At 72.0% G+C, this 21,353-nt stretch carries 19 protein-coding genes; 4 read left to right on the top strand and 15 right to left on the bottom strand.

The genetic code is table 11. From position 1 onward, the window contains the following. Window positions 1–23: 23 nt before the first annotated feature. On the bottom strand, window positions 24–1,208 hold the full coding sequence (gene dapE / locus JJ683_RS15360; RefSeq protein WP_200175402.1) for a succinyl-diaminopimelate desuccinylase: 1,185 nt from the start codon (window positions 1,206–1,208) through the stop codon (window positions 24–26). A gap of 80 nt (window positions 1,209–1,288) precedes the next feature. On the opposite strand from dapE, the gene dapD reads away from it, so the two are divergent. Genes dapD through JJ683_RS15345 form a run of 3 tightly spaced genes read left to right on the top strand, consistent with a single transcriptional unit; the run spans window position 1,289 to window position 4,445 of the window. Beyond that, the gene (gene dapD / locus JJ683_RS15355) at window positions 1,289–2,344 is read left to right on the top strand and encodes a 2,3,4,5-tetrahydropyridine-2,6-dicarboxylate N-succinyltransferase (protein ID WP_200175401.1); all 1,056 of its coding nucleotides are present in this window, start codon (window positions 1,289–1,291) and stop codon (window positions 2,342–2,344) included. Between the two features lie 23 nt (window positions 2,345–2,367). Beyond that, the gene (locus tag JJ683_RS15350) at window positions 2,368–3,879 is read left to right on the top strand and encodes an amino acid permease (protein ID WP_200175400.1); all 1,512 of its coding nucleotides are present in this window, start codon (window positions 2,368–2,370) and stop codon (window positions 3,877–3,879) included. A 44-nt stretch (window positions 3,880–3,923) separates the two neighbouring features. After that, window positions 3,924–4,445 carry a nitroreductase family deazaflavin-dependent oxidoreductase gene (locus tag JJ683_RS15345; RefSeq protein ID WP_200175399.1) on the top strand — a complete coding sequence of 174 codons (522 nt, stop codon included), beginning with the start codon at window positions 3,924–3,926 and terminating at the stop codon, window positions 4,443–4,445. 16 nt (window positions 4,446–4,461) lie between these two features. Here the strand turns inward: JJ683_RS15345 and JJ683_RS15340 are convergent, their stop codons facing one another. The 7 genes from JJ683_RS15340 to JJ683_RS15310 form a co-directional block, all read right to left on the bottom strand. Beyond that, window positions 4,462–5,187 carry a hypothetical protein gene (locus JJ683_RS15340; protein ID WP_200175398.1) on the bottom strand — a complete coding sequence of 242 codons (726 nt, stop codon included), beginning with the start codon at window positions 5,185–5,187 and terminating at the stop codon, window positions 4,462–4,464. 396 nt (window positions 5,188–5,583) lie between these two features. Beyond that, window positions 5,584–6,018, bottom strand: coding sequence for a PPOX class F420-dependent oxidoreductase (locus JJ683_RS15335; protein WP_200175397.1), 435 nt, complete (start codon window positions 6,016–6,018; stop codon window positions 5,584–5,586). 49 nt (window positions 6,019–6,067) lie between these two features. Then, window positions 6,068–7,546, bottom strand: coding sequence for an acyl-CoA synthetase (locus JJ683_RS15330; protein WP_372435314.1), 1,479 nt, complete (start codon window positions 7,544–7,546; stop codon window positions 6,068–6,070). A gap of 87 nt (window positions 7,547–7,633) precedes the next feature. Beyond that, window positions 7,634–8,251 carry a suppressor of fused domain protein gene (locus JJ683_RS15325; protein ID WP_200175395.1) on the bottom strand — a complete coding sequence of 206 codons (618 nt, stop codon included), beginning with the start codon at window positions 8,249–8,251 and terminating at the stop codon, window positions 7,634–7,636. 10 nt (window positions 8,252–8,261) lie between these two features. After that, window positions 8,262–9,356, bottom strand: coding sequence for a succinyldiaminopimelate transaminase (gene dapC, locus JJ683_RS15320; protein WP_200175421.1), 1,095 nt, complete (start codon window positions 9,354–9,356; stop codon window positions 8,262–8,264). A 122-nt stretch (window positions 9,357–9,478) separates the two neighbouring features. Continuing rightward, window positions 9,479–9,802, bottom strand: a complete 324-nt coding sequence (gene fdxA, locus JJ683_RS15315) for a ferredoxin (RefSeq protein ID WP_158726729.1) — start codon at window positions 9,800–9,802, stop codon at window positions 9,479–9,481. Between the two features lie 90 nt (window positions 9,803–9,892). After that, complete coding sequence (locus JJ683_RS15310; protein ID WP_200175419.1) at window positions 9,893–12,526, bottom strand: bifunctional FO biosynthesis protein CofGH; 2,634 nt, start codon at window positions 12,524–12,526, stop codon at window positions 9,893–9,895. A 110-nt stretch (window positions 12,527–12,636) separates the two neighbouring features. Between JJ683_RS15310 and JJ683_RS15305 the strand changes: the two genes are divergently transcribed. After that, entirely contained in the window at window positions 12,637–12,816 is a 180-nt protein-coding gene (locus JJ683_RS15305) for a hypothetical protein (RefSeq protein WP_200175393.1), read from the top strand. A 71-nt stretch (window positions 12,817–12,887) separates the two neighbouring features. Here JJ683_RS15305 and JJ683_RS19475 read toward each other — a convergent pair whose 3' ends face one another. The 7 genes from JJ683_RS19475 to JJ683_RS15270 all read right to left on the bottom strand — a co-directional run. Next, a complete protein-coding gene (locus JJ683_RS19475; protein ID WP_200175392.1) occupies window positions 12,888–13,316 on the bottom strand; it encodes a hypothetical protein in 429 nt (142 codons plus the stop codon). Further along, window positions 13,313–13,477, bottom strand: a complete 165-nt coding sequence (locus JJ683_RS15295; RefSeq protein ID WP_200175391.1) for a hypothetical protein — start codon at window positions 13,475–13,477, stop codon at window positions 13,313–13,315. The genes JJ683_RS19475 and JJ683_RS15295 overlap by 4 nt, the downstream gene beginning before the upstream one ends. A gap of 193 nt (window positions 13,478–13,670) precedes the next feature. Continuing rightward, window positions 13,671–14,567 (bottom strand): N-acetyl-1-D-myo-inositol-2-amino-2-deoxy-alpha-D-glucopyranoside deacetylase, encoded by an 897-nt coding sequence (gene mshB / locus JJ683_RS15290; RefSeq protein WP_200175416.1) that lies wholly within the window; start codon window positions 14,565–14,567, stop codon window positions 13,671–13,673. Between the two features lie 203 nt (window positions 14,568–14,770). Then, a complete protein-coding gene (locus JJ683_RS15285) occupies window positions 14,771–16,693 on the bottom strand; it encodes an ABC transporter family substrate-binding protein (RefSeq protein WP_200175390.1) in 1,923 nt (640 codons plus the stop codon). Window positions 16,694–16,842: 149 nt separating this feature from the next. Further along, a complete protein-coding gene (typA, locus tag JJ683_RS15280) occupies window positions 16,843–18,744 on the bottom strand; it encodes a translational GTPase TypA (protein ID WP_200175389.1) in 1,902 nt (633 codons plus the stop codon). A gap of 228 nt (window positions 18,745–18,972) precedes the next feature. Further along, entirely contained in the window at window positions 18,973–20,562 is a 1,590-nt protein-coding gene (locus tag JJ683_RS19695) for an ATP-binding cassette domain-containing protein (RefSeq protein WP_200175388.1), read from the bottom strand. Next, a partial coding sequence (locus tag JJ683_RS15270) for an ABC transporter permease (RefSeq protein WP_200175386.1) occupies window positions 20,546–21,353 on the bottom strand: 808 nt, incomplete at its 5' end. The genes JJ683_RS15270 and JJ683_RS19695, both read right to left, overlap by 17 nt.

The raw sequence follows: 21,353 nt of genomic DNA, 5'->3' as shown, positions 1-21,353 counted from the left end.
TCGAGGCTATCCGCACCGCCGTGTCACTCCGGAACGCCGGTGGTCAGGTAGGAGCGCAGCACCTGCGCGACCTGGTGGATCTGCGCAGTGTCGACGAACTCGCCGCGCGTGTGCGCAAGGTTGGGGTCGCCGGGCCCGTAGTTGACGGCGGGAATGCCCCGCGCGGCGAAGCGCGCGACGTCTGTCCAGCCGTACTTCGCCCGGAACCTGCCGCCGGCCGCGGCGACGAGCTCCACCGCGGCGGGCGCGGCGAGTCCGGGCAGTGCGCCCGGCGACAGGTCGGTGACCTCCATGCCCGCGTCGACCCCCGCGAAGACGCCATGCACATGCTCGAGCGCCTCGTCGGCGGTGCGATCGGGCGCGAACCGGAAGTTCACGTCGATCGATGCGGCGTCCGGCACCACGTTGCCCGCGACTCCTCCGGTGATGCGCACCGCCTGCAGGCCCTCCCGGTAGACGCAGCCGTCGATGTCGACCTGTCGGGGGGCGTAGCCGGCCAGCCGCTGCAGGACGGGGGCGAGCCCGTGCACCGCGTTGACGCCCAGCCACGACCGCGCCGAATGCGACCGCACGCCCTCAGCGGTCAGTCGCACCCGCAGAGTTCCCTGGCAGCCCGCCTCGATGACTCCGTCGGAAGGCTCGCCCAGGACGGCGACGTCGGACTCCAGCCACCCGGGCAGGTCGCGCTCGATCCGGCCGAGGCCGTTGTATTCGGCAGCGATCTCCTCGCAGTCGTAGAGGACGAGGGTGATGTCGTGCACCGGCGCGGTGAGCGTGGCGGCCAGGTGCAGGAAGACCGCGTCGCCGGACTTCATGTCCACCGTGCCGCAGCCGTAGAGCAGGTCCGCCTCGCGCACCTCCCCCTGCGCGCCTTCCGCATCACCGGCGCCGGTCACGCGGCGCGACGGCACGTTGCCGGCGATGGGGACGGTGTCGAGATGGCCGGCCAGCATCACCCTGCGCGCCCTCCCGAGCGTGGTGCGCGCCAGCACCGCGTTGCCCGAGCGCAACACCTCCAGGTGCGGGGCCTGCGCGCGGAGCGCCGATTCCACGGAGTCCGCGATCAGGGCCTCGTCCTGCGAGACGCTGGGGATGTCCACCAGCGCCGCCGCCAGGTCCGCGACGTCCCCGGCCAGGTCGAGCCAGGGTACGTCCGGCACGACGGCCGCGGTGCTGTCGTCTGCGTCAGTTGCGTCTCGGCTCGCCATCCGACCAGCGTATCGACGGTCGCCGCGCGCGATCCCCGCGCCCCGGCGACCGCGGGTCACCGGTTGTAGGCTGATCCCCCGTGAGCCCTGCAGCGAATTCGCACCGAAACGGCGCCACCGGCACCGGAGTCGCCACGATCACCCGGGACGGCACGGTACTGGACACCTGGTACCCCGACCCCCGGCTGGACGCGGACGCCGATGCGTCTGAAGCCGGGGTTACGTCCGGGGGCGGGGCGGGCACCGTCCGCCTCGATGGCGGAGCCGCCCCCTCCGCCCTTGCCGTGCTCACCGGGATGGACGACCGCCGCGGTACCGAACGCGTCGCCGTCCGGACCACCATCGCGTCGCTGGACGCTGCACCCGTCGACGCCCATGACGCCTACCTGCGGCTGCACCTGCTGTCGCACCGCCTGGTCGCCCCACACAGGCTCAACCTGGACGGCCTGTTCGGCCTGCTCGCCAACGTGGTGTGGACCAACCACGGCCCGTGCGCGCCGCAGGGGTTCGAATCCGTCCGGGCCGCGCTCACCGCGGACGGCCCGGTCACCGTCTATTCGATCGACAAGTTCCCGCGGATGGTCGACTACGTCGTGCCCGCCGGGGTTCGCATCGCCGACGCCGACCGCGTCCGCCTGGGCGCCCACCTCGCCGAGGGCACGACCGTCATGCACGAGGGCTTCGTGAACTTCAACGCGGGCACCCTCGGCGCGTCCATGGTCGAGGGCCGGATCTCCGCCGGGGTGGTCGTGGGCGACGGCAGCGACGTGGGCGGCGGCGCATCGATCATGGGCACGCTCTCCGGCGGCGGCAAGCAGGTCATCACCATCGGCCGCAGCTGCCTGCTGGGCGCCAACGCCGGGGTGGGCATCTCACTGGGCGACGACTGCGTGGTGGAGGCGGGCCTGTACCTGACGGCGGGCACCAAGGTGACCCTCCTCGAAGCCCCGGACGCACACTCCCCCGATGGCGACACCGCGGACGCGAGTGCCGCCGGCGGCACCGTCGTCAAGGCGGCCGCCCTGTCCGGCACGTCCGGACTGCTGTACCGGCGCAACTCGCAGACCGGCAGCGTCGAAGCAGTCTCGCGCACCGGCTCCGGCATCGCGCTCAACAGCGCTCTGCACAAGAACTGAGCGGGCGGAGGTCCCACCCCACAATGAGCACCCCCGACTCCTCGTCCACCGCCGGCACCGGCGCCCTGGGCCGTGGACTGAAGACCCGCCACATCACGATGATGGGGCTCGGCTCTGCCATCGGCGCCGGCCTGTTCCTCGGCAGCGGCGAGGGCATCGCCACGGCCGGCCCCGCGGTGCTGCTGTCCTACGTGTTCGCCGGAGTCATCGTCGTCCTGGTCATGCGCATGCTCGGCGAGATGGGCGCGGCCAGGCCGGCCAGCGGTTCGTTCGCGGACTACGCCCGCCTCGGCATCGGTCAGTGGGCCGGGTTCTCCATGGGCTGGCTGTACTGGGCGATGCTCATCATGGTGCTCGGCGCCGAGATCACCGGCGCCTCCGAGATCGTGCATTCGTGGATACCCGGGGTTTCCCAGTGGGTGATCGCCCTAGTGTTCGTGGTCTTCTTCGCGGTCGTGAACCTCAGCAAGGTGAGCAACTTCGGCGAGTTCGAGTTCTGGTTCGCCGCGCTGAAGGTGGGCGTGATCATAGCCTTCCTCGTGCTGGGCGTGCTGCTGGTGTTCGGACTGCTGCCGGGCACCGACCCGGTCGGCTTCACGCACTTCCTCGGCGACGGCGGTTTCATGCCCAACGGCTGGTCCGGCGTGGCCAGCGGGCTTCTGGTGGTGGCGTTCGCCTTCGGCGGCATAGAACTGGTGGCCATCGCGTCAGCGGAGTCGGAGGATCCAGAGCGTTCCATCGGCATCGCCGTGCGCAACGTCGTCTGGCGGATCGGGGCCTTCTACCTCGGCTCGATCGCCATCATGGTGCTGGTGCTGCCGTGGACCGACGGCGCGCTCGCCTCCAGCCCGTTCGTCGCCGTGCTCGACGTCGCGAAGATCCCGCTGGCCTCCGGGTTCATGGAACTGGTCGTGGTGGTGGCACTGCTGTCGTCCTTCAACGCCCAGATCTACGGCACCGCACGCATGGTGTTCTCACTCGCCCGCAACGGCGAGGCGCCGAGGGTGTTCGGAACCGTGGCCGGAAACGGCGCGCCCCGGGCCGCCGTATTGCTGTCCGTGTTCTTCTCGTTCGTCACCGTCGTGCTCAACTGGCTGCTGCCCGACAGGCTGCTCTCGATACTCTTCAACGCCGTCGGCGCCGTCCTGCTCGTGATGTGGGCGATGATCGCGGTCTCGCAACTGCGGCTGCGACCCCGCTTCGAGCGGGAGGGCACGTTGCGGCTCCGCATGTGGCTGCATCCCTATCTGACGTGGTTGGCCCTCGCCGGACTCCTCGCCCTTGTGGTGCTGATGTGCACGGACACCGCCGCACGCAACCAGCTCATCGCCACCGCGGTGTTCTTCGCCGTATTGGTGGTGCTCTCGCTGCTGAACTCGCAGTGGTGGCGCAAACACCCCCGGGCAGGGGATGCTTATCCTGGAGAACGGGACGCCGGGGCCGGTGACGCGCCGGACGGTGACGCCCGGCCTGTCGGTGACGCCCGGCCTGTCGGTGACGCGAACCGACTCCAGGACGGCACGGAGCGGCGCTGACGCCCCGGGAACATTCCGCAACCGACGGACAGGAAGGCTCCGGCATGGACGACGGCGGCACAGCACACAGCGGCACGGACCACGGCAATGCCGACCGCGACCTCATCGGCCAGGGAGGCGCCGACCACGACAGGGCCCCCGAGTACGCGCCCAGCCCCACCAAATGGGTCCGCGACCATGTCGAGCGCTACGAGGGATCCGGGGGCACCGACGGCACCGAGCTGAACGGCATGCCGGTCGTCATCGTCGACAACATCGGCGCCACGTCCGGCAAGCTGCGCAAGACCCCGGTGATGCGCGTCGAGCACGGTGGTGCGTACGCGGCCGTCGCATCGAAGGGCGGCGCCCCCGAGAACCCCGTCTGGTACCGCAATCTCACGAAGAATCCGCGCGTGCAGGTACGCGACGGCGAGACCAAAGGCGCCTTCATCGCCCGCGAGGTGCACGGCGACGAGCGCGCCGTGTGGTGGGAACGTGCCGTCGCCGTGTTCCCCCCGTATGCCGAGTACCAGGAGAAGACAACGCGGCACATCCCCGTGTTCGTGCTGGAGCCGACAACCGACTGACCGTGCGGCGGCCCTCTCAGTCGGGCGGCGGCCCCGCGCTCCCGCACTCGTGCTGCCGCCGACAGGTTCCGTAAAGTTGCACGGCCGCCGTGCCGGCCCATAATACGAGCGTCGCCGCCGCGGCGACCCGATGCCAATCCTGCAACGCTGCATCGCGCGCCAGCCGATCCGCTTGTCCCACACCGAGGGCATAGACCCCCATCGAGAATGTCGGCGGCCACGGGGCATGCACGGACACCCTGCGTCGGTGCGCCAGGTACACGGCGGAAGTGCCGATGATCGGTACCAGAAGGGCGCTCGCCACCGCGACGTAGACCCATACACACCACCGCACCGCCCACGAGTCGCCCAGCGTCGGCGCGATCGCGGAGATCGCAGACGCCTGCCCCAGCGCGGCCGCGGCCAGCCCGGCGCAGCCCGCGGAGATCCACCACGCCACGGAAGCCCGGAAGCGCCCTGCCCGCCGCACCGTGGACGCCACCGCTGCAACGGCGACGGCCGCATACCCGAATGCGCCCGCCGCCGCGGCGCCCATCGCGAACCAGCCGACGACGGCGCCCGAACCCGCCGCCCCTGCGTCGGCAAGACCGGCAACGGCGATGGCGCCGGCCAACGGCGCCGCGGGCAGCAGGAACCAGGTTCCGTCCACGCCGCCGGGCCCGGAGCCCTCCCTGACCATCACCATGACAAGACGGGCCGCGATGAGAACGGTTGCGCCCCACGACACAACTACGACTGCCACAGCACAATCCGCAGCGACGCCCCCGTGGCGGGCGAGGCCGCTTCCGACCACCGCCAGCCCGATCGGAATCGACAAGGCAGCCAACTGCGACAATCTGCCGCGCACATCGAGGCGACCGGCGCGCATCCGGACCGCCCCTACGACAGCGACACCCACCGCCAGGACGATGGCCACCGACAACAAGACCGGCCCGGCTGCGGGAACTCCTGCCGCATCGGCCGCATGCGAGCCTGCACCGGCTGCCATGACCGCCCCGTACGGCAGCCCTGACGCTTCAGCGTGGTGCGGTTCCGGCGCTTGCCGCCCCGCCGGGGGCCCCAGCTCCACCGTGTTCATGCGCCTCCACGCTCGCCGGGATCCGGCCGCCCGCATGATCAGCCGCCCGGCGCCCACCGATCAGTGCCTGGTGACTCCGTACACGCGCTCCACGTGGATCGTCAGCAGCAGCCGGCGCTCGTGGATCATGGCCGTGCGGAACTCGTCCCAGTCGGGATGCTCGCCCTGCAGCTTCTCGTACAGCAGTGCCAGGCCGGTGACCGTCGTATCGTGCGGATCCGACGCCGGCGGGCTCAGCTCGGCGCGCCCCTCCGCCACCGCGTACGACCAGCCGTCGGGCGCGCTCACGTGCAGGCTCACCCGCGGATCGCGGCGCAGGTTGGTGGTCTTGGCGCGGGTGTCGGTCACCGACACCTCGAAGATCTGCCGGCCGCGGTCGAAGGAGTACAACACGTTGGAGATCTGCGGCCGGCCGTCCGCTTTGAGGGTGACGAGCGCCCCCACACCGTGATCGGAGAACAAGGCTTCGAGATGCTGCTGGGCTCCCTCACTCATGCCACAAGGATAGCGCCGAGTGTTGCCGGTCACAGCACGTCCGCTACCGCTACCCGGCCAGCTGCTTCTTCTGCACCTTCCCCATCGCGTTGCGGGGCAGCGCGTCGACCACGCGCACCGCACGGGGCCGTTTGTGCGCCGACAGCGCCCCTGTCACCGCATCGATCACCGACGCGCCGCCCTCGGCGCGCAGCCGCCGCGCCCCCGCCCCGTCCCGCGCCACGACGAAGGCGACGATCCGTTGGCCCAGGTCGTCGTCGGGCACGCCCACCACGGCCACCTCCGCGACGTCCGGGTGCGCCGCCACGGCCGCCTCCACCTCTCCCGCGCCGACGCGGTAGCCGCCGGACTTGATCAGGTCGGTCGACGCGCGTCCCACGATACGGTGGAATCCGCCGGCGTCGATGCAGGCGACGTCGCCGGTGCGGAACCACCCGTCCTCGGTGTGCTCCGCTGCGGTGACGTCGGGCTTGTTCAGGTAGCCGTCGAACAGGGTCGCGCCGCGCACCTCCAGTCCGCCGATCGACGCGCCGTCGTGCGGCACCGGCTCACCGCGCTCGTCGCGCAGCCGGGTCTCGACCCCGGCGACCGATTGCCCCACCCAGCCTGGCCGGCGTTCGCCGTCGGCGCGCGTGGACAGCGTGATGAGCGTCTCCGACATCCCGTACCGCTCGATCGGAGCGAGCCCGGTGAGCTCGCGCAGCCGGTCGAACAGGGGCACGGGCAGCGGCGCGCTCCCGGAGACGAGCAGGCGCGCACCGGCGAGGGCGCGGGCCGCCTCCGGCGCCGCCGCCACGCGGCTCCACACGGTGGGCACCCCGAAATACATGGTGCCGCGATGCTCCGCATAGCGCTCCGGCGTGGGGCGCACTGTGTGGATGACGCGGCCGCCCCGGCGCAGCGGTCCGAGTATGCCGAGGACCAGCCCGTGCACGTGGAACAGCGGCAGCCCGTGCACGAGGACGTCGTCGGCGGTCCACTGCCAAGCCACGGCGAGCCCGTCCAGGTCGGCCGCGATCGCCCGGTGACTCAGGACGACCCCCTTGGGCGCGCCGGTGGTGCCCGAGGTGTACAGGATGAGTGCCGGCGACGCCGGATCCGGCGCCGGCAGCGCATGCCACGACCGTGCGTGCAGCCGCACCGGCACGAAAGGGAGCTCCGGCACCGCATCCGCTGCGAAGGCTTGCGCAACGTCCGGTTCCGGCGCGGCGCCGAGCCACGCCTGCGCGCCGGAATCGCGGAGGATGTGCCCGATCTCCCCCGGCCCGGAATCCGGCGGCACCGGCACCACGGTCACCCCGGCGATGAGCCCGCCGAGGACCGCCAGCACGGTCTGCGCCGTGGGCCTGGCGAGCACCGCCACCCGCTCGGCACCGGCGATCCTTTCAGCCACGGCGGTCGCGGCGGCGTAGAGCTCCGTGCGCGCCATCGCCACGTCCCCGACGACGAGGGTTTCCGGATCGTCGCCCCCCGCGGGCGCCCCCAACGGGCGCCATCGTCCCGCCGTCCCCTGCCTCACTGCGTCCACCGCGGCACCGCTCCTCTCACGCCACACGTTCGCACCAGGCTATCCCGCCGTCGATGCCGCACCGCTTCGAACCGGCACCCGGCCGGATCAGATCACCGACACGCGATCGAGGTCCGAGACGTCCGCCCCGGCGCGTTCGAGCCGGTCGAAAAGCGACTGCGCGCCGTGGTCGGTGGCGTACCGGAACTCCCCGTCCGAGATCGGCACGACCTGCAACCAGGTGGTGACCTGCGCCCGCAGCCCGGCCGCGTCGTCCGCGTCCTCCTCGACCACGATCGGCAGTTCCGGCCAGATGAACGGCGGCACCAGCAGCACGTGCCGCGTGGCGTGCCCGGGGGCCGAGGCCTCCACCGCGTCGGGGATCATCGCCAGCGGCGTCACGTGCAGCGAGCCGCCCGCCACCGCGAATGCGCAAGCGGCGAGGAGGTCGGAGAACTCCCGCTGCCCGGCGCGGCCGACGGTGATCAGTTCACTGGCCACCCGGCGCCCCGCGTCGTCGGCGACGTTGGTGGGGAACCGTGCCATGTCCACGGTGCTGTAGGAGGCGAACCCGAGGGCCGGGGAGCCGTCCGCCACGAGCAGCGTGACCTCCGCGGGTCCGGCGCCCTCCGGTTCGCCCTCGCGGGCCCCATCGCGGAACCGCACCACCTTCGTCTCGACCGCGAGCCCCTCCTGGACCCGCCGCGTGGTCTCTTGAAGATCCATACGCGCCAGCCTATGCGCCGACCGCGAGACGATCGGCGGCGGCGGCGATCCTGTCGTCGGACGCGGTGAGGGCGATCCGCACGTGCCGCCCGCCGCGGGGACCGTAGAAGTCCCCGGGGGCGACGAGGATGCCGAGCGCGGCCAGCCGGTCGACCGTGTCCCGGCACGGCTCGTCTCGCGTGGCCCACAGGTACAGGCCGCCCTCGGAGTCGTCGACCCGGAAGCCTGCCCGCTCTACCGCGGGACGGAGGACATCGCGCCGGCGGCGGTAGCGTTCCCGCTGCTCGCCCTCGTGCGCGTCGTCGGTGAGCGCGGCCACCATCGCCGCCTGCACCGGCAGCGGCAACATGAGCCCCGCGTGCTTGCGCACCTCGAGCAACTCGCCCAGCAGGGCCGGATCCCCCGCCGCGAACCCCGCGCGGTAACTCGCCAGGCTCGACGTCTTCGACAGCGAGTGGACTGCGATGAGCCCCGTCACGTCGCCGTCGTGCACCCGCTCGTCGAGGACCGACACCGCCTCCGCATCCCAGGCCAGGCCCAGGTAGCACTCGTCGGAGACGACGATGGCGCCACGCTGACGCGCCCAGTCGACCACCTTGCGCAAGTGGTCGACGCCGAGGATCTTCCCGCTGGGATTGGCCGGCGAGTTGAGGAAGAGCATGGTCACCGGCGCCGGCCCCAGCTGCGCGGTGCCGTCCGCGCGGACGGGCCGTGCCCCGGCGAGCAGCGCCCCCACCTCGTACGTCGGGTAGGCCAGCTCGGGGATCACGACGGTGTCTTGCACGCCCAGCCCCAGATGGGACGGCAGCGACGCGATCATCTCCTTGGTGCCGATGGCGGGGACCATGCCGAGCCGCGCCGCCTTGGGCCCGACGCCGATCCCGAAGCGCCGCCTCAGCGCGGCGACCGCCGCCTCCTGCAGTGCCGGCGTGCCCGCGGTCGTCGGGTAGCCGGGAACGTCCGCCACCGAGGCGAGCGCCGTGCGGATCGCCGGCGCCACCGGATCCACGGGGGTGCCCACGGACAGGTCCGCGATGCCGTGCGGATGCGCGTGCGCCGTCGCCTTGGCGGCGGCGAGCGTGTCCCACGGGAATCCGGGCAGCATGCCCGTCAGCGGTGTGCGCACAGTCAAGGTCCTCACATCATGCGTGCCGATCGACGACGCGCGCCCCGCCGGCCGGCGGGGCGCGCGTTTCCGCTCAACACCCGGTCATCGTCGGAATCGGGTCATTCCTCGCCCATGGGCGGCAGCTTCATGATCCACTCCGGGTCATGGTCGGTCACGCCCACCTTCGAGGCGCCGCCCGGCGACCCCAGGGAGTCGAAGAAGTCGACGTTGGCCGCGGTGTAGCGCTCCCACTCGTCGGGGACGTCGTCCTCGTAGAAGATCGCCTCCACCGGACACACCGGCTCGCACGCCCCGCAGTCGACACACTCGTCGGGCTGGATGTACAGCATGCGTTTGCCCTCGTAGATACAGTCCACGGGGCATTCCTCGACGCACGCACGATCCAACACATCGACACATGGTTCTGCGATCACGTAGGTCACTGCCGTGAGCCCTCCCTTTCATCGAACGGCCGCCGCAGAAGCGTGGGCGGCCACCGTCGATTATGACGCCGCCGCGTCCGACGCCCCCGCTCAGGGTGCACTCACGGCCACCGGCGAGACGACAGGCGCGTAGAGCGTCGTCCGCTGCCGGGCCGGCCGGCCGATCCCCGCAGCCATCGCGTGCAACTCCGACACCGACTTCTCCGAACCGTTGGTGGAGCCCGCCATCCGCGAGATCGTCTCCTCCATGAGCGTGCCGCCCAGGTCGTCGGCGCCGCCCTGCAGCATCGCCTGCGTGCCCTCGACGCCCAGCTTGACCCAGCTGGTCTGGATGTGCGCGATCCGGCCGTGCAGCATGATCCGCGCCAGCGCGTGCGCCGCACGGTTCTCCCGCATGGTGGGCCCCGGCCGCGACGCCCCGGCCAAGTACAGCGGCGACGACTGATGGACGAACGGCAGCAGCACGAACTCGGTGAACCCGCCCGTGCGGTCCTGGATGCCGCGGATCACCTCCAGATGCCCCACCCAATGGTGCGGGGCGTCCACGTGCCCGTACATCATCGTCGAGCTCGACGGCAGACCCACCTCGTGCGCGGTGCTGATCACGTCCACCCACTCCGCCGTGGGCAGCTTGCCCTTGGTGAGCACCCAGCGCACCTCGTCGTCGAGGATCTCGGCCGCGGTGCCCGGAATGGTGTCCAGCCCGGCCTCCTTGAGCGCTGTGAGCCACTCGCGCACGCTCTCGCCGCCGCGCGACGCGCCGTTGACGATCTCCATCGGGCTGAACGCGTGCACATGCATCGACGGGACACGGGCCTTGACGGCGCGCACCAGGTCGGCGTAGCCGGTGACAGGCAGCTCCGGGTCGATCCCGCCCTGCATGCACACCTCGGTGGCGCCTGCGACGTGCGCCTGCCATGCACGGTCGGCCACCTCCTCCGCGGACAGGGTGAACGCGTCCGCGTCCCCCTTGCGCTGCGCGAAGGCGCAGAACCGGCAGCCCGTGTAGCAGATATTCGTGAAGTTGATGTTGCGGTTGACGATGTAGGTGACGTCGTCGCCCACCGTGTCCCGGCGCAACGAGTCCGCCAGTGCCACCACGGCTTCCAAGCCCGCGCCGTCCGCGCTCGCGAGCGCCGTGTACTCCTCGCGGCTGCATCCGGCCGGGTCCGCCTCGGCGTGCCGCAGCGCGGCCAGCACATCGGAATCCAGCCGCTCGGGCGCGCCGTCGCGCTGATGTTCCAGGGCCAGGACCTGTTCGCGCACGGTGTCCCAGTCGCCGAACGCGCTGCCGAGATCGCTGCGCGTCTCGCTGCGCCGCCCCTCGAGGTCGATCGCCTTCTCGAGATCCACCCGTCCGCTCGATTCCCACTGCGGGTCCGGCTCCTGCCAAGGCAGCCCCCGGGGCGCGGCGTCTGCGCAGGCCAGCGCCGTCGCGGGGTCGGCCAAGGCCGAGACGTGCGCGGCGATTCGCGGGTCGATCCACGGCTGCCCCGCGGCGACGTACTTGGGTTGGGCGGCGAGACGTTCCCCCAGCGCGAAGCCCGCCGTCGCGGTGATGGCGGCGAGCGACTCGATCTCGGGCCACGGACGCTCCGGGTTGACGTGGTCGGGCGTGAGCGGGGAGACCCCGCCCCAATCATCGACCCCCGCCGCCAGGAGCATGGCGCATTCCTCAGGAGAGACCAGGTTCGGCGGCGCCTGCACCCGCATCGCCGGTCCCAGCACCAGGCGGGCCACCGCGATCGCAGCGCGGTAGGTCTCGATATCCGCGTCGGCGGCCTGCCGCATCGCGGTGTCCTCCTTGGCACGGAAGTTCTGGACGATCACTTCCTGGACGTGCCCGAAGGCCTTGTGCAGGCGGCGGAGTTCGTGGACGGACTCCGCCCGTTCGCGCGCGTCCTCGCCGATCCCCACGAGGATCCCCGTGGTGAACGGGATCGTCAGCCGCCCCGCGTCGGTGAGCGTCCGGACGCGTACGGCGGGATCCTTGTCGGGGCTGCCGTAGTGCGCCTCGCCCTTGTCGGTGAACAGTCGCTCGGAGGTGGTCTCCAGCATCATCCCCATCGACGGGGCGACCGGCTTGAGCCGCGACAACTCGGCCCAGGACATCACCCCGGGGTTGAGGTGCGGCAGCAGGCCGGTGTCCTCCAACACGCGGATCGACATGGCGCGTACGTAGTCCAGCGTCGACTCATAGCCGCGCTCGGCCAACCATGTGCGCGCCTCGGGCCAGCGGTCCTCCGGCCTGTCGCCCAGTGTGAACAGCGCTTCCTTGCAGCCGAGCGCGGCGCCCTCACGCGCGATCCGCAGCACCTCGTCGGGCTCGAGGAACGCGCCCTGACCGGCGGCGCGCAGCGTGCCCGGCACCGCGACGAAGGTGCAGTAGTGGCAGCGGTCCCGGCACAACCGGGTGAGCGGGATGAACACCTTGCGGGAGTACGTGATGAGCCCGCGCCCGTCGACGCCGACACGCCCCTCGGCGCGCAGGCCCGCGTCACGTACCCGCGCCGCCGCGGCGCAGAGCCTGTCCAACTCCGGTCCGCGCGCCTGCAGCAGCACGGTGGATTCGTCGACGTTCAACGCGACGCCGTCGTCGGCGCGCCGCAGCGCCCGTCGCATCGCCGCCGGCGACGGAGGCGTCGCGGGAGGCGTCGGATGGGAAAGGGGTGTGCTCGTGCGATCGCCGGAACCGGTGGAAGTCACTCCCCGATGATGCTCCATCGGCCACGCGCGCCGCCAACGCCCTCCCACCACGCCTTCCCTGTGTTCCGGCGACGGCGCGTTCCACTGCGCGCCGTGCACGGCCGGCCTGCGGGACCCATGATGGTGGTATGCGCAACGAGAATGAGCGCCCGGACACCCCCGTGCACGGCCGCCTGGATGACGATGAGGAGCTCGGCGGCGATCCCGCCTGCTGGCTCCACCGCGTGTGCCCCGAGTGCGGGCTGTTCATCGAAGACCACTCGGCGGCCACCTGCCCGCGCTGCGAGCACGTGCTCACCGACCTCTGACCCGGCCGCCACTGCGCCGCTGTCCGGTACGACGTGGTCCAGCGGTGGGTCAGCGGTGGGTCAGCGCTGCCTCAGCGGTGCGCGCTGCCCCTCGCGAACGACCGTGCGAGAGCACGGTTGGCCAGGTGGATCCCTGCGGGAACGAGCCCGATGAACAACAGGAGCAGCGCGCGCCAATCCGAAGGCAGCACGCCGTCTCCCCCCGGCCCGCCCGCCGCGGCCAGCAGGTACACCACCAGCCATCCGATCAGCGGGGCCGCGATCACGACGGTCTGCCCCGTGCAACGCGCGGCGAGCATCACCAAGCCCAGGTTCGCGAAGGCCGCGCCCAGGATCACCACCGGAACCGGGATGCTCCCCACCCACAGCGGAAGGAAGAACACCGAGATCAGGCCCACCGCCAGGCCGTCGGCGAACAGCAGGACCGCCAGCGCCGCCCGGCCCCACGGCGAAGCGACGGGGTCCTGCGGGCGCGCCGGCGCTGCTGCCGGTGCGCTCATACCCCGACGATCCCCGCGAGGATCGACATGACGCGCTCGAGCATCGGCAGCTCGTGCGCCTGGCTCTGCGCCAGGTTGAGGATGGAGCCCGTGTACGACGAGTGCAGTTGCTCGGGCGTCATCCAGGGCGGCACCAGGTCCAGCGATGTGGCGGTGTGCATCGATTACCTCCGGTTGTCGACTGTGTCCCATCGTCCGTGAAAGCCCCGACTCCATGCCGACCCCGACCCCGTGCCGACCCCGACCCCGTGCCGACCCCGACCGACCCGAAACGCCTCCCCGACCCACGTGGCATCTCATGATAGTGGCATCGGCCGGCGTGCGTGCGATGCGCATCACCCCGGCGGCCTGGAGTCACTCTGCGCGGACGCCCGCCAGCAGGTCGGTCTCGCGGCCCCCGGGCACCGTCGGTCCCGCGCCACCACGCGCCAGGACGAAGAACTCGCGCGCGACGACGGGCTGCGCGATGCCGTTCGACAGCGCGTACGCCCGCCCGCCTTCCGCCACCCGCACTTGAGTGGCATGGGCGGCCAGCGCGGCCCGCTTGGCATCCAGATGCGCGGAGATGTCCACCTCGGCGGTCACCGTCGACGCCGGCACCGCGGGCAGCTCACCGGCATCCGGGATCGCCCACGCGCCGGGCACCGGACCGAGGTCGGCAAGCCCGGCGGCGATGGCCTCGTCCTCGGCCACCGTCCAATACACCTTGGGCGTGTCCCAGCGCGCGCGTGCCCGTTCCACCGCCGCCATCGTCACCGTGTGCGCGCGGATGTGGTCGGGATGCCCGTAGCCTCCGTCGGGTCCGTAGGTGATCACGACGTGCGGACGCAGCCCGGCGACCACAGCGGCGAGCTGCTCCGTCGCTTCGGCCCCGTCCCCGCGGACGAACGCGCGCGGATGATCCGCGGCCGGAGTCCCGGCCATGCCCGAATCCCGCCAGCGGCCGGCACCGCCCAGGAACCGGTGGCCCGGGCCCCCCAGCGCCGCCAGCGCCGCGGAGAGTTCCATGATCCGGTAGCCGCCCAACTGGTCGGCCGCCTCCGCCACGAGCTGTGCCCACTCGTCGCCGATGACCTCGCCCTGCTCGCCCAGGGTGCACGTCACGACTGTCACCTCGGCGCCTTCTGCGAGGTATCGGGCGATGGTGCCGCCCGTCGTGATCGTCTCATCGTCCGGGTGCGCGTGCACCAGCAGCAGGCGCTTGCCTGCGCGCACGCCCGCCCCCGACGCGGAGATGTCGCCGTCGGTCATCGCGTCCTCCCGCCGCACTATGCGGTTCCTCATCGTCCCGGTTCCTAGTCGTCCCGGTTCCTAGTCGTCCCGGTTCCTAGTCGTCCCGGTTCCTAGTCGTCCCGGTTCCTAGTCGTCCCGGTTCCTAGTCGTCCCGGTTCCTAGTCGTCCCGGTTCCTAGTCGTCCCGGTTCCGCGCCATCGGCCCGCCGTATCCGGGCCGCTCTAGTCCGGGACCGCCGTGGGCGTAGCCGTGGCCGTCGGCATTGTAGGCGCGCCCCGCCCCGGCGTGCGGTGCCATCCGGCGGCGTTGACGAAGAGCGCCGACGCCAGCCGTCCGTCCCCCAGCATGGTCCCCTCGATCGCACTCGTCGAACCCACCACGCCCGTGTCCTGCATGATCGGCAGGACCGTGGCGAACGACCAGGCTGCCGGGTCGACGGCCTCGATCAGCCGGTCATCGTCGATCTCCCCCTGCAGCGCCTGCGCGAGCACCGGCTGCAGCTCCTCGTCGCAGACGCCGCCGATGTTGCTGGGCGCAGCCTGCGGCTGCGCGAAGTTCTTGCGTGCCGGGTCGTCGGGTGCCAGCGGCGGCACCGGTTCGGGCGCCGGAGCGGCGGTCGCCGTGGGCCCCGTCACCGTGGGGACCGTGGGCGAAGCATCGGGAGTCGCGGTGGCGGACGCCGCGGGTGAGATGCTCGGCGACACGGTCTTCGCGGCTGCCGGCGCCTCCGCGGGCGGCACCGGGGCGCGCACGGACACCGCCGCTCCGTCGCACCCGTACCGTGCCGCGACCCGTGACGCCAGATCCGTGTCCACGTCCTCCCATCCGACGACGGCGTCGACGGCGCCGGTGGTCAAGGCATCGCCGTAGAGCGTCTCCGCGTCGATCTCGGCGACCGAGGCGTCCACACCCGCCGAGGTCCACACGTCCGCGACGGTGCTGGCCACCTCCGACGCCTTGGTGTCCCCGCGGGGTACACCGATCTTGATCTGCAGCACCGGCTCGTCCGAGCTTTCGCCGTCGGGCGCGGCGAGCCCGTAACCCGCGGATCGCAGAACGTCCTGGGCCGCCTCGCGCGGCATCCGCGGCGGGGCCGTGACGCGGTACGCCGGATCCGAGGGCACCGCGGTGGCCGAACCGACCCACCGCGTGCCGGCCTCGCTGTCGGCGCCGACCAGCGCCAGCCGTTGCGGGTCGAGCAGGTCCAGAAGCGCGCGCCGCAGCCGCACGTCGCGCAGATGCGGCGCTCGGGCGTTGAGCGTCAGCGACAACGAACGCGCCCGGTCCGCCCGCCGCGCCTGAACGCCGCCGACGGCCGACAGCTGGCTGAGCGCCGCCTCGCCGGCTCGCACGTCGAACACCTGCACATCCCCGCCGCGGAGCGCCTCGGCCAGCTGTGCGGTGGTGCCGGCACGACGGATCACCACGCGGTCGGGCGTGGCCGGCCGCCCCCAGAAACGGTCGTTGCGCTCCAGCAGGATCTGCCCGCGGCCCCGGTCCACCGTGGACACTTTGAAACGCGATCCGGAGACGGGTAGGCCGTCGTCCAGCCCGGTCTCGAATCCGCCCGGCATGTCTTTGAGCAGGTGCGCCGGGACGAGCGAGCGGAAGAGTTCGCGCCACGCACCGTAGGGCCGCGCGAACACCACCTGCACCGTCTTGCCGCCGCCTCCGACGGCCCGGATATCGGTGATCTGCCGGTAGCCGGCCGGCGCCACCGCCCCCGGCACCGTCACCATCTGCTGCCAGAGGTACTGGAAGTCCTCGACGGCGATGGGCGCGCTGTCGGACCATTGCGCCTCGGTGCTCAGCCGGTACTCCACGGTGAAGGGGGCCCGGCTCACCACCTCGGCCGAATCGAGCACCGATGCATCCGGTTGCAGCGTCAGCCTGGCCGGGTCCGCAGGGTCGGGAGCAAGCCGGAACATGCTCGGCAGCACCAGGTCTGCAACGGCGTTCGTGGCGGGAGACTGGTCGGCCAGAAGGTGCGGATTGAACCCGTGGCCGATCCCGTCCATCGCGACGGTGACGGACAGCTCCGTCGTCTGGATCGGTGCGGGCGCGGTCTCGCTGGGGCTCTCCACCGCGGGCTCCGGCGAAGCGGTGCAACCCGCCAGCAGCGACACCGATGCGGCGAGCGCCACTGCGCCCACCGTGCCTCGCCGCCGGACCTGTGCGCCGTCCGCCGCGCGTTCCCGGCGCCCACCAGACGCCCCGCCGCGGCGCGCTCCGCCACCTACCGACAACTCCACTCCCCTCGGTCCGCTCCGCCCGCCGCCCGACGGGGGACCGTTCAGCCGGCCGCCTTGTCCCGCGCCTTGTTGCGCGAACGCTGACGGGCGCGGTCAGTGCCGCTCAGGACGACCTTACGCACCCGGGTGACCTCCGGCGTGACCTCGACGCATTCGTCCACGGCACAGAACTCCATGGCCGCCTCCAGGTCGAGCGTGATCGGGCGCGCCAGGGTCTCGGTCGAATCCGCGCTGGCGGCGCGCATGTTGGTGAGCTTCTTCTCCTTGGTGACATTGATGTCGAGGTCCTCGGCGCGGGGGTTGATACCGACGACCATGCCCTCGTAAGCCTCGGTCCCCGGGTCGACGAAGAACGTGCCGCGGTCCGCCAGCTGGATCATCGCGTACGCGGTGACCTGCCCCGCGCGGTCGGAGACGAGCGAGCCGGTGTGCCGGGCCCGGATCTCGCCCGCCCACGGCTCGTATCCGGCGAACACCGCGTTGGCGATGCCCGCACCGCGGGTCTCGGTGAGGAAATCGTTGCGGAATCCGATCAGGCCGCGCGACGGCACGTGGAACTGGATGCGGATCCATCCGGAGCCGTTGTTGCTCATCTCCACCATGCGACCCTTGCGCGCCGCCAGCAGCTGTGTGATGGCGCCCATGTGCTCCTCCGGGCTGTCCACGGTGAGGTCCTCGAACGGCTCGTGCAGTTTGCCGTCGACCTGCCTGGTGACCACCTGGGGCTTGCCCACGGTGAGCTCGAAACCCTCGCGGCGCATCTGCTCCACCAGGACGGCCAGCGCCAGTTCGCCGCGGCCCTGCACCTCCCACGCGTCCGGGCGCCCGATGTCGAGGACCCGCAGCGAGACGTTGCCGATCAGCTCCTGGTCCAGTCGCGACTTGACCATCCGCGCGGTGAGCTTGTGGCCCTGCACGCGGCCGGCCAGCGGTGAGGTGTTGGTGCCGATCGTCACCGAGATGGCCGGCTCGTCGATCTCGATGCGGGGAAGCGCCACCGGCTCGTCCACGTCGGCGAGGGTGTCGCCGATCATGATGTCCGCGATGCCCGCCACCGCGCAGATGTCGCCGGCCTCGACGTACTCGGCGGGCTCGCGCTCGACCCCCACGGTGCGCAGCAGCTCGGTGATCCTCACCGTCTTCACGCCGCCGTCGTGCATCCAGGCCACCTGCTGGCCCTTGTGCAGAGTGCCCTTGTGGACGCGCACCAGTGCGAGCCGGCCCAGGAATGCCGACGCGTCGAGGTTGGTCACGTGTGCCTGCAGCGTGCCCTCGGGATCGCCTTTGGGTGCGGGCACCTGGTGCAGCAGCAGGTCGAAGAGCTCGTCGAGGTTCTCCGCGTCCGGCGCCTGGCCGTCGGCGGGACGCACGGACGACGCCTTGCCCTCGCGGCCCGACGCGTACAAGACCGGCATCTCCAACGCCAGCTCGGCCGCCGCGGACGACTCCTCGGGAAGGTCCGCGGCCAAGTCCAGCAGCAGGTCGTGCGACTGCTCGACGACCTCGGCGATCCGCGCGTCCGACCGGTCGGTCTTGTTGACGACGAGGATCACCGGCAGTTCCGCGGCCAGTGCCTTGCGCAGCACGAAACGCGTCTGCGGCAGCGGCCCCTCGGCAGCGTCGACGAGCAGAACGACGGCGTCGACCATCGACAGGCCGCGCTCGACCTCGCCGCCGAAGTCGGCGTGCCCCGGGGTGTCGATGACGTTGATGATCGTCATCGTCCCGTCCTCGTGATGACGGTGCACCGCCGTGTTCTTGGCGAGGATCGTGATGCCCTTCTCACGCTCCAGGTCGCCCGAGTCCATGACCCGGTCTATCGGCTCCGCGCGCTCCGCGAACGCCCCGGACTGACGCAGCATGGCGTCGACGAGGGTGGTCTTGCCATGGTCGACGTGCGCGACGATGGCGACATTGCGGAAATCGGTGCGGGGCGTGCTCACGCGGGGCGTACTCCTGGCTGATCGGTCGGGCCGGCTGTGCTGAGCGGTCCGGGACGGGTGGACGCGACGACGGCTGCGCCGCCTGCGTCGTCTGCGGCGTGCCGCGGCACCTCTCGGCACCTGCGGGGCCACACAACCTGAGCCAGAGTACTCGGCCGACGGTTGAATCCCGAGGCGCCTGCTGGTAGAGAACGGTTCTTGTGGTGGATATCACCCGACGACGCGTGGTCACCGGCGAAGCAACTCCTGCAGGGCGGGTATCCACAGGCGGTCGTTGTCCACCAGCGGCATCCGGTCCAGATCCTCCGGGACCGCCCAGTGCAGGGCGCGGTGTTCCGCGGCCCGCGGCTCCCCCGACGCCACCGTGGCCAGGTAGGTGCGCAACAGCATCGGCCCTCCGTGGCCGGACCGGCCGGGCGATGCCAGCTCCACCTCGCCGTCCAGGCGGTCCCCCACCCGCACGGCCACGCCGAGCTCCTCGTGCAGTTCGCGGCGCAGCGCCTCGGGGCCCGACTCCCCCGGTTCGGCCTTGCCGCCGGGGAACTCCCACAGGCCGTCCAGCGCGGGAGGATGCGCACGCTGGGCCAACAGCACCCGTCCGCCGCGGATCACCGCACCGGCCGCCACCTCGCGCACCGATCCCGCCATGATCACCGCGACCATCCCCGGAACCGGACGCAGCGCCACCGGCTCGCCGACCACAGGGTCGCGTCCCCGTGCGCCGCCGTCGCGCACAGGCCCGCCTTCCGGGTTCGCGGTCCACGTCGCGAGGACGGAGCCTGCGCCGGCCGGACCGGTGGCGCTCGACTCCGCGGAGACCGCCCCGTCTGCACCCGCCCCGATGCAGACGGAGACCAGTGTGCGGGACGGGAGCACCGTCACCGACTCGACGGTCCCGGCCGCGTCCTGCCCGCCGCCTGCGGGCGCCGCACCGCGGCCACCGCCCCGCGTCGGACAGGCGCGCAGGGATTCCGCGCGCAGGCCCAGGCGCACCGGCCCGTCGGGGTGCGCCACCGGTACCCGGCCCAGCGCGCACGTCGCGATCCCGTCACGCACGTCGCCGTCCAGCACCAGCGGGTATCCCAGGAACCGCGCCGTCGCCTCGTCGCGCGGGTGCCGCCACAGCTTCCGCGGCGCCGCTTCCTGGACCAGCCTCCCCCCGCGCATCACCGCGATCGTCCCCGCCAGCGTCGATGCCTCGCCGTGATCGTGCGTGACCACCAGCGCGGGTGTGCCGGTGGCGGCGAGGATCCGACCGATGTCGAGCGCGAGCCTGTCGCGCAGTTCCCTGTCGAGGGCGGAGAGGGGCTCGTCCAGCAGCAGCATCCGCGGCCGTGGCGCCAGCGCCCTCGCGAGAGCCACGCGCTGCGCCTGCCCTCCGGACAGCTCTCCCACGCGCCGCCCGCCGAGGCCCTCGAGCCCCACGAGCACGAGCAGCTCCTCGACCCGCTGGTGGCGAGCGGCGCGCGTTCCCCGCGGCCGCCCCCAGGCGCCGCTCAGCCCGTAGCCGATGTTCCCGGCCACGGTGCGGTGTGGGAACAGCTGCCCGTCCTGGAACAGCAGCCCGAACCCACGCCGGTGCGCCGGCAGCCGAGTGACGTCCTCGCCGTCGAACACGACCGACCCGGACGTGAGCGGTTCGATTCCCGCCACGCCGCGCAACAGCGTCGACTTGCCGCACCCGGACGGCCCCAGCAACGCCACCACGCCGCGGCCGGCACCACCCACGTTCAGGTCCACGCCGTCCACCGCGCGGACATCCCGGTAGTCCACTGTGAGACCGCGCACCTGCAGGCGCGCGTCAGAATTCACCGACATCGGCCACCCTCACCGTCTCGATCACCGCCACTATCGCGCCTGTCACGACCGCGAGCAGCACGGAGCTCGCGAGCGCGGCCGCGAGGTTGTCCGCGCCGGGCCGCGAGATCAGCTTGCCGATGAGCACCGGCAGCGTGGGCTGGTCGGCGCGGGCCAGGAACGACGTGGCTCCGAACTCGCCCAGCGCTACCACGAAGGCGAAGCCCACGGCGGCAGCCAGCGACCGTGCCACCAGCGGCAGGTCGACGCTGAACCAGACTCGCGGCGGCGCCGCCCCGAGCACCCCCGCCGCGTGCCGCAGCCGCTCGTCGATCCCCTGCATCGCCGGCAGGAGGGTGCGCACGACCAGGGGCATCGCGATCATCGCTTGGGCGATCGCCACCAGCAGTTGCGAGCGGCGCAGGTCGCCGGGCAGCGAGCCCATGGTGATGAGCAGCCCGAAGCCGACGGTCACCGCGCTGACCCCTAGCGGCAGCATCATGAATCCGTCCGCCAGCTCCTTGCCCCGACCGCGTCCGCGGTCGAGTGCCACCGCCGCCAGCAGGCCCAACACCAGCGCGAGCAGAGCCGCGTCCACCGCGGTGCGCAGCGACGTGGACACGGCGTCGAGGGGACGGACGCCCGCGACCTCGGTGCCGAGGATCCGATAGGCGTGCAGGCTCCACCCGCCGTCGAACCGCAACGAGCGCACCAGCAGGCTCGCCGGCGGAGTCACCAGCACGACCGCCACGATGGCCAGCGCCGCCGCGGCTCCGAGGCGCCGCGGCCCCCGCGCCGGACGCGCGGCGGGC

Source organism: Tomitella cavernea (genome assembly GCF_016599145.1).
Lineage (GTDB): Bacteria > Actinomycetota > Actinomycetes > Mycobacteriales > Mycobacteriaceae > Tomitella > Tomitella cavernae.
The sequence above is the reverse complement of the archived record's forward strand: the minus strand, read 5'-3'. Positions and strand labels throughout refer to the sequence as shown.

Excerpts from the sequence above, each read along its gene's own strand:
- dapE (WP_200175402.1), bottom strand. The coding sequence starts at position 1,208 with ATGGCGAGCCGAGACGCAACTGACGCAGACGACAGCACCGCGGCCGTC.
- JJ683_RS15350 (WP_200175400.1), top strand. The coding sequence starts at position 2,368 with ATGAGCACCCCCGACTCCTCGTCCACCGCCGGCACCGGCGCCCTGGGC.
- JJ683_RS15345 (WP_200175399.1), top strand. The coding sequence starts at position 3,924 with ATGGACGACGGCGGCACAGCACACAGCGGCACGGACCACGGCAATGCC.
- JJ683_RS15335 (WP_200175397.1), bottom strand. The coding sequence starts at position 6,018 with ATGAGTGAGGGAGCCCAGCAGCATCTCGAAGCCTTGTTCTCCGATCAC.
- JJ683_RS15325 (WP_200175395.1), bottom strand. The coding sequence starts at position 8,251 with ATGGATCTTCAAGAGACCACGCGGCGGGTCCAGGAGGGGCTCGCGGTC.
- dapC (WP_200175421.1), bottom strand. The coding sequence starts at position 9,356 with ATGCTGCCCGGATTCCCGTGGGACACGCTCGCCGCCGCCAAGGCGACG.
- JJ683_RS15310 (WP_200175419.1), bottom strand. The coding sequence starts at position 12,526 with ATGGAGCATCATCGGGGAGTGACTTCCACCGGTTCCGGCGATCGCACG.
- JJ683_RS15305 (WP_200175393.1), top strand. The coding sequence starts at position 12,637 with ATGCGCAACGAGAATGAGCGCCCGGACACCCCCGTGCACGGCCGCCTG.
- JJ683_RS19475 (WP_200175392.1), bottom strand. The coding sequence starts at position 13,316 with ATGAGCGCACCGGCAGCAGCGCCGGCGCGCCCGCAGGACCCCGTCGCT.
- JJ683_RS15295 (WP_200175391.1), bottom strand. The coding sequence starts at position 13,477 with ATGCACACCGCCACATCGCTGGACCTGGTGCCGCCCTGGATGACGCCC.
- mshB (WP_200175416.1), bottom strand. The coding sequence starts at position 14,567 with ATGACCGACGGCGACATCTCCGCGTCGGGGGCGGGCGTGCGCGCAGGC.
- JJ683_RS19695 (WP_200175388.1), bottom strand. The coding sequence starts at position 20,562 with ATGTCGGTGAATTCTGACGCGCGCCTGCAGGTGCGCGGTCTCACAGTG.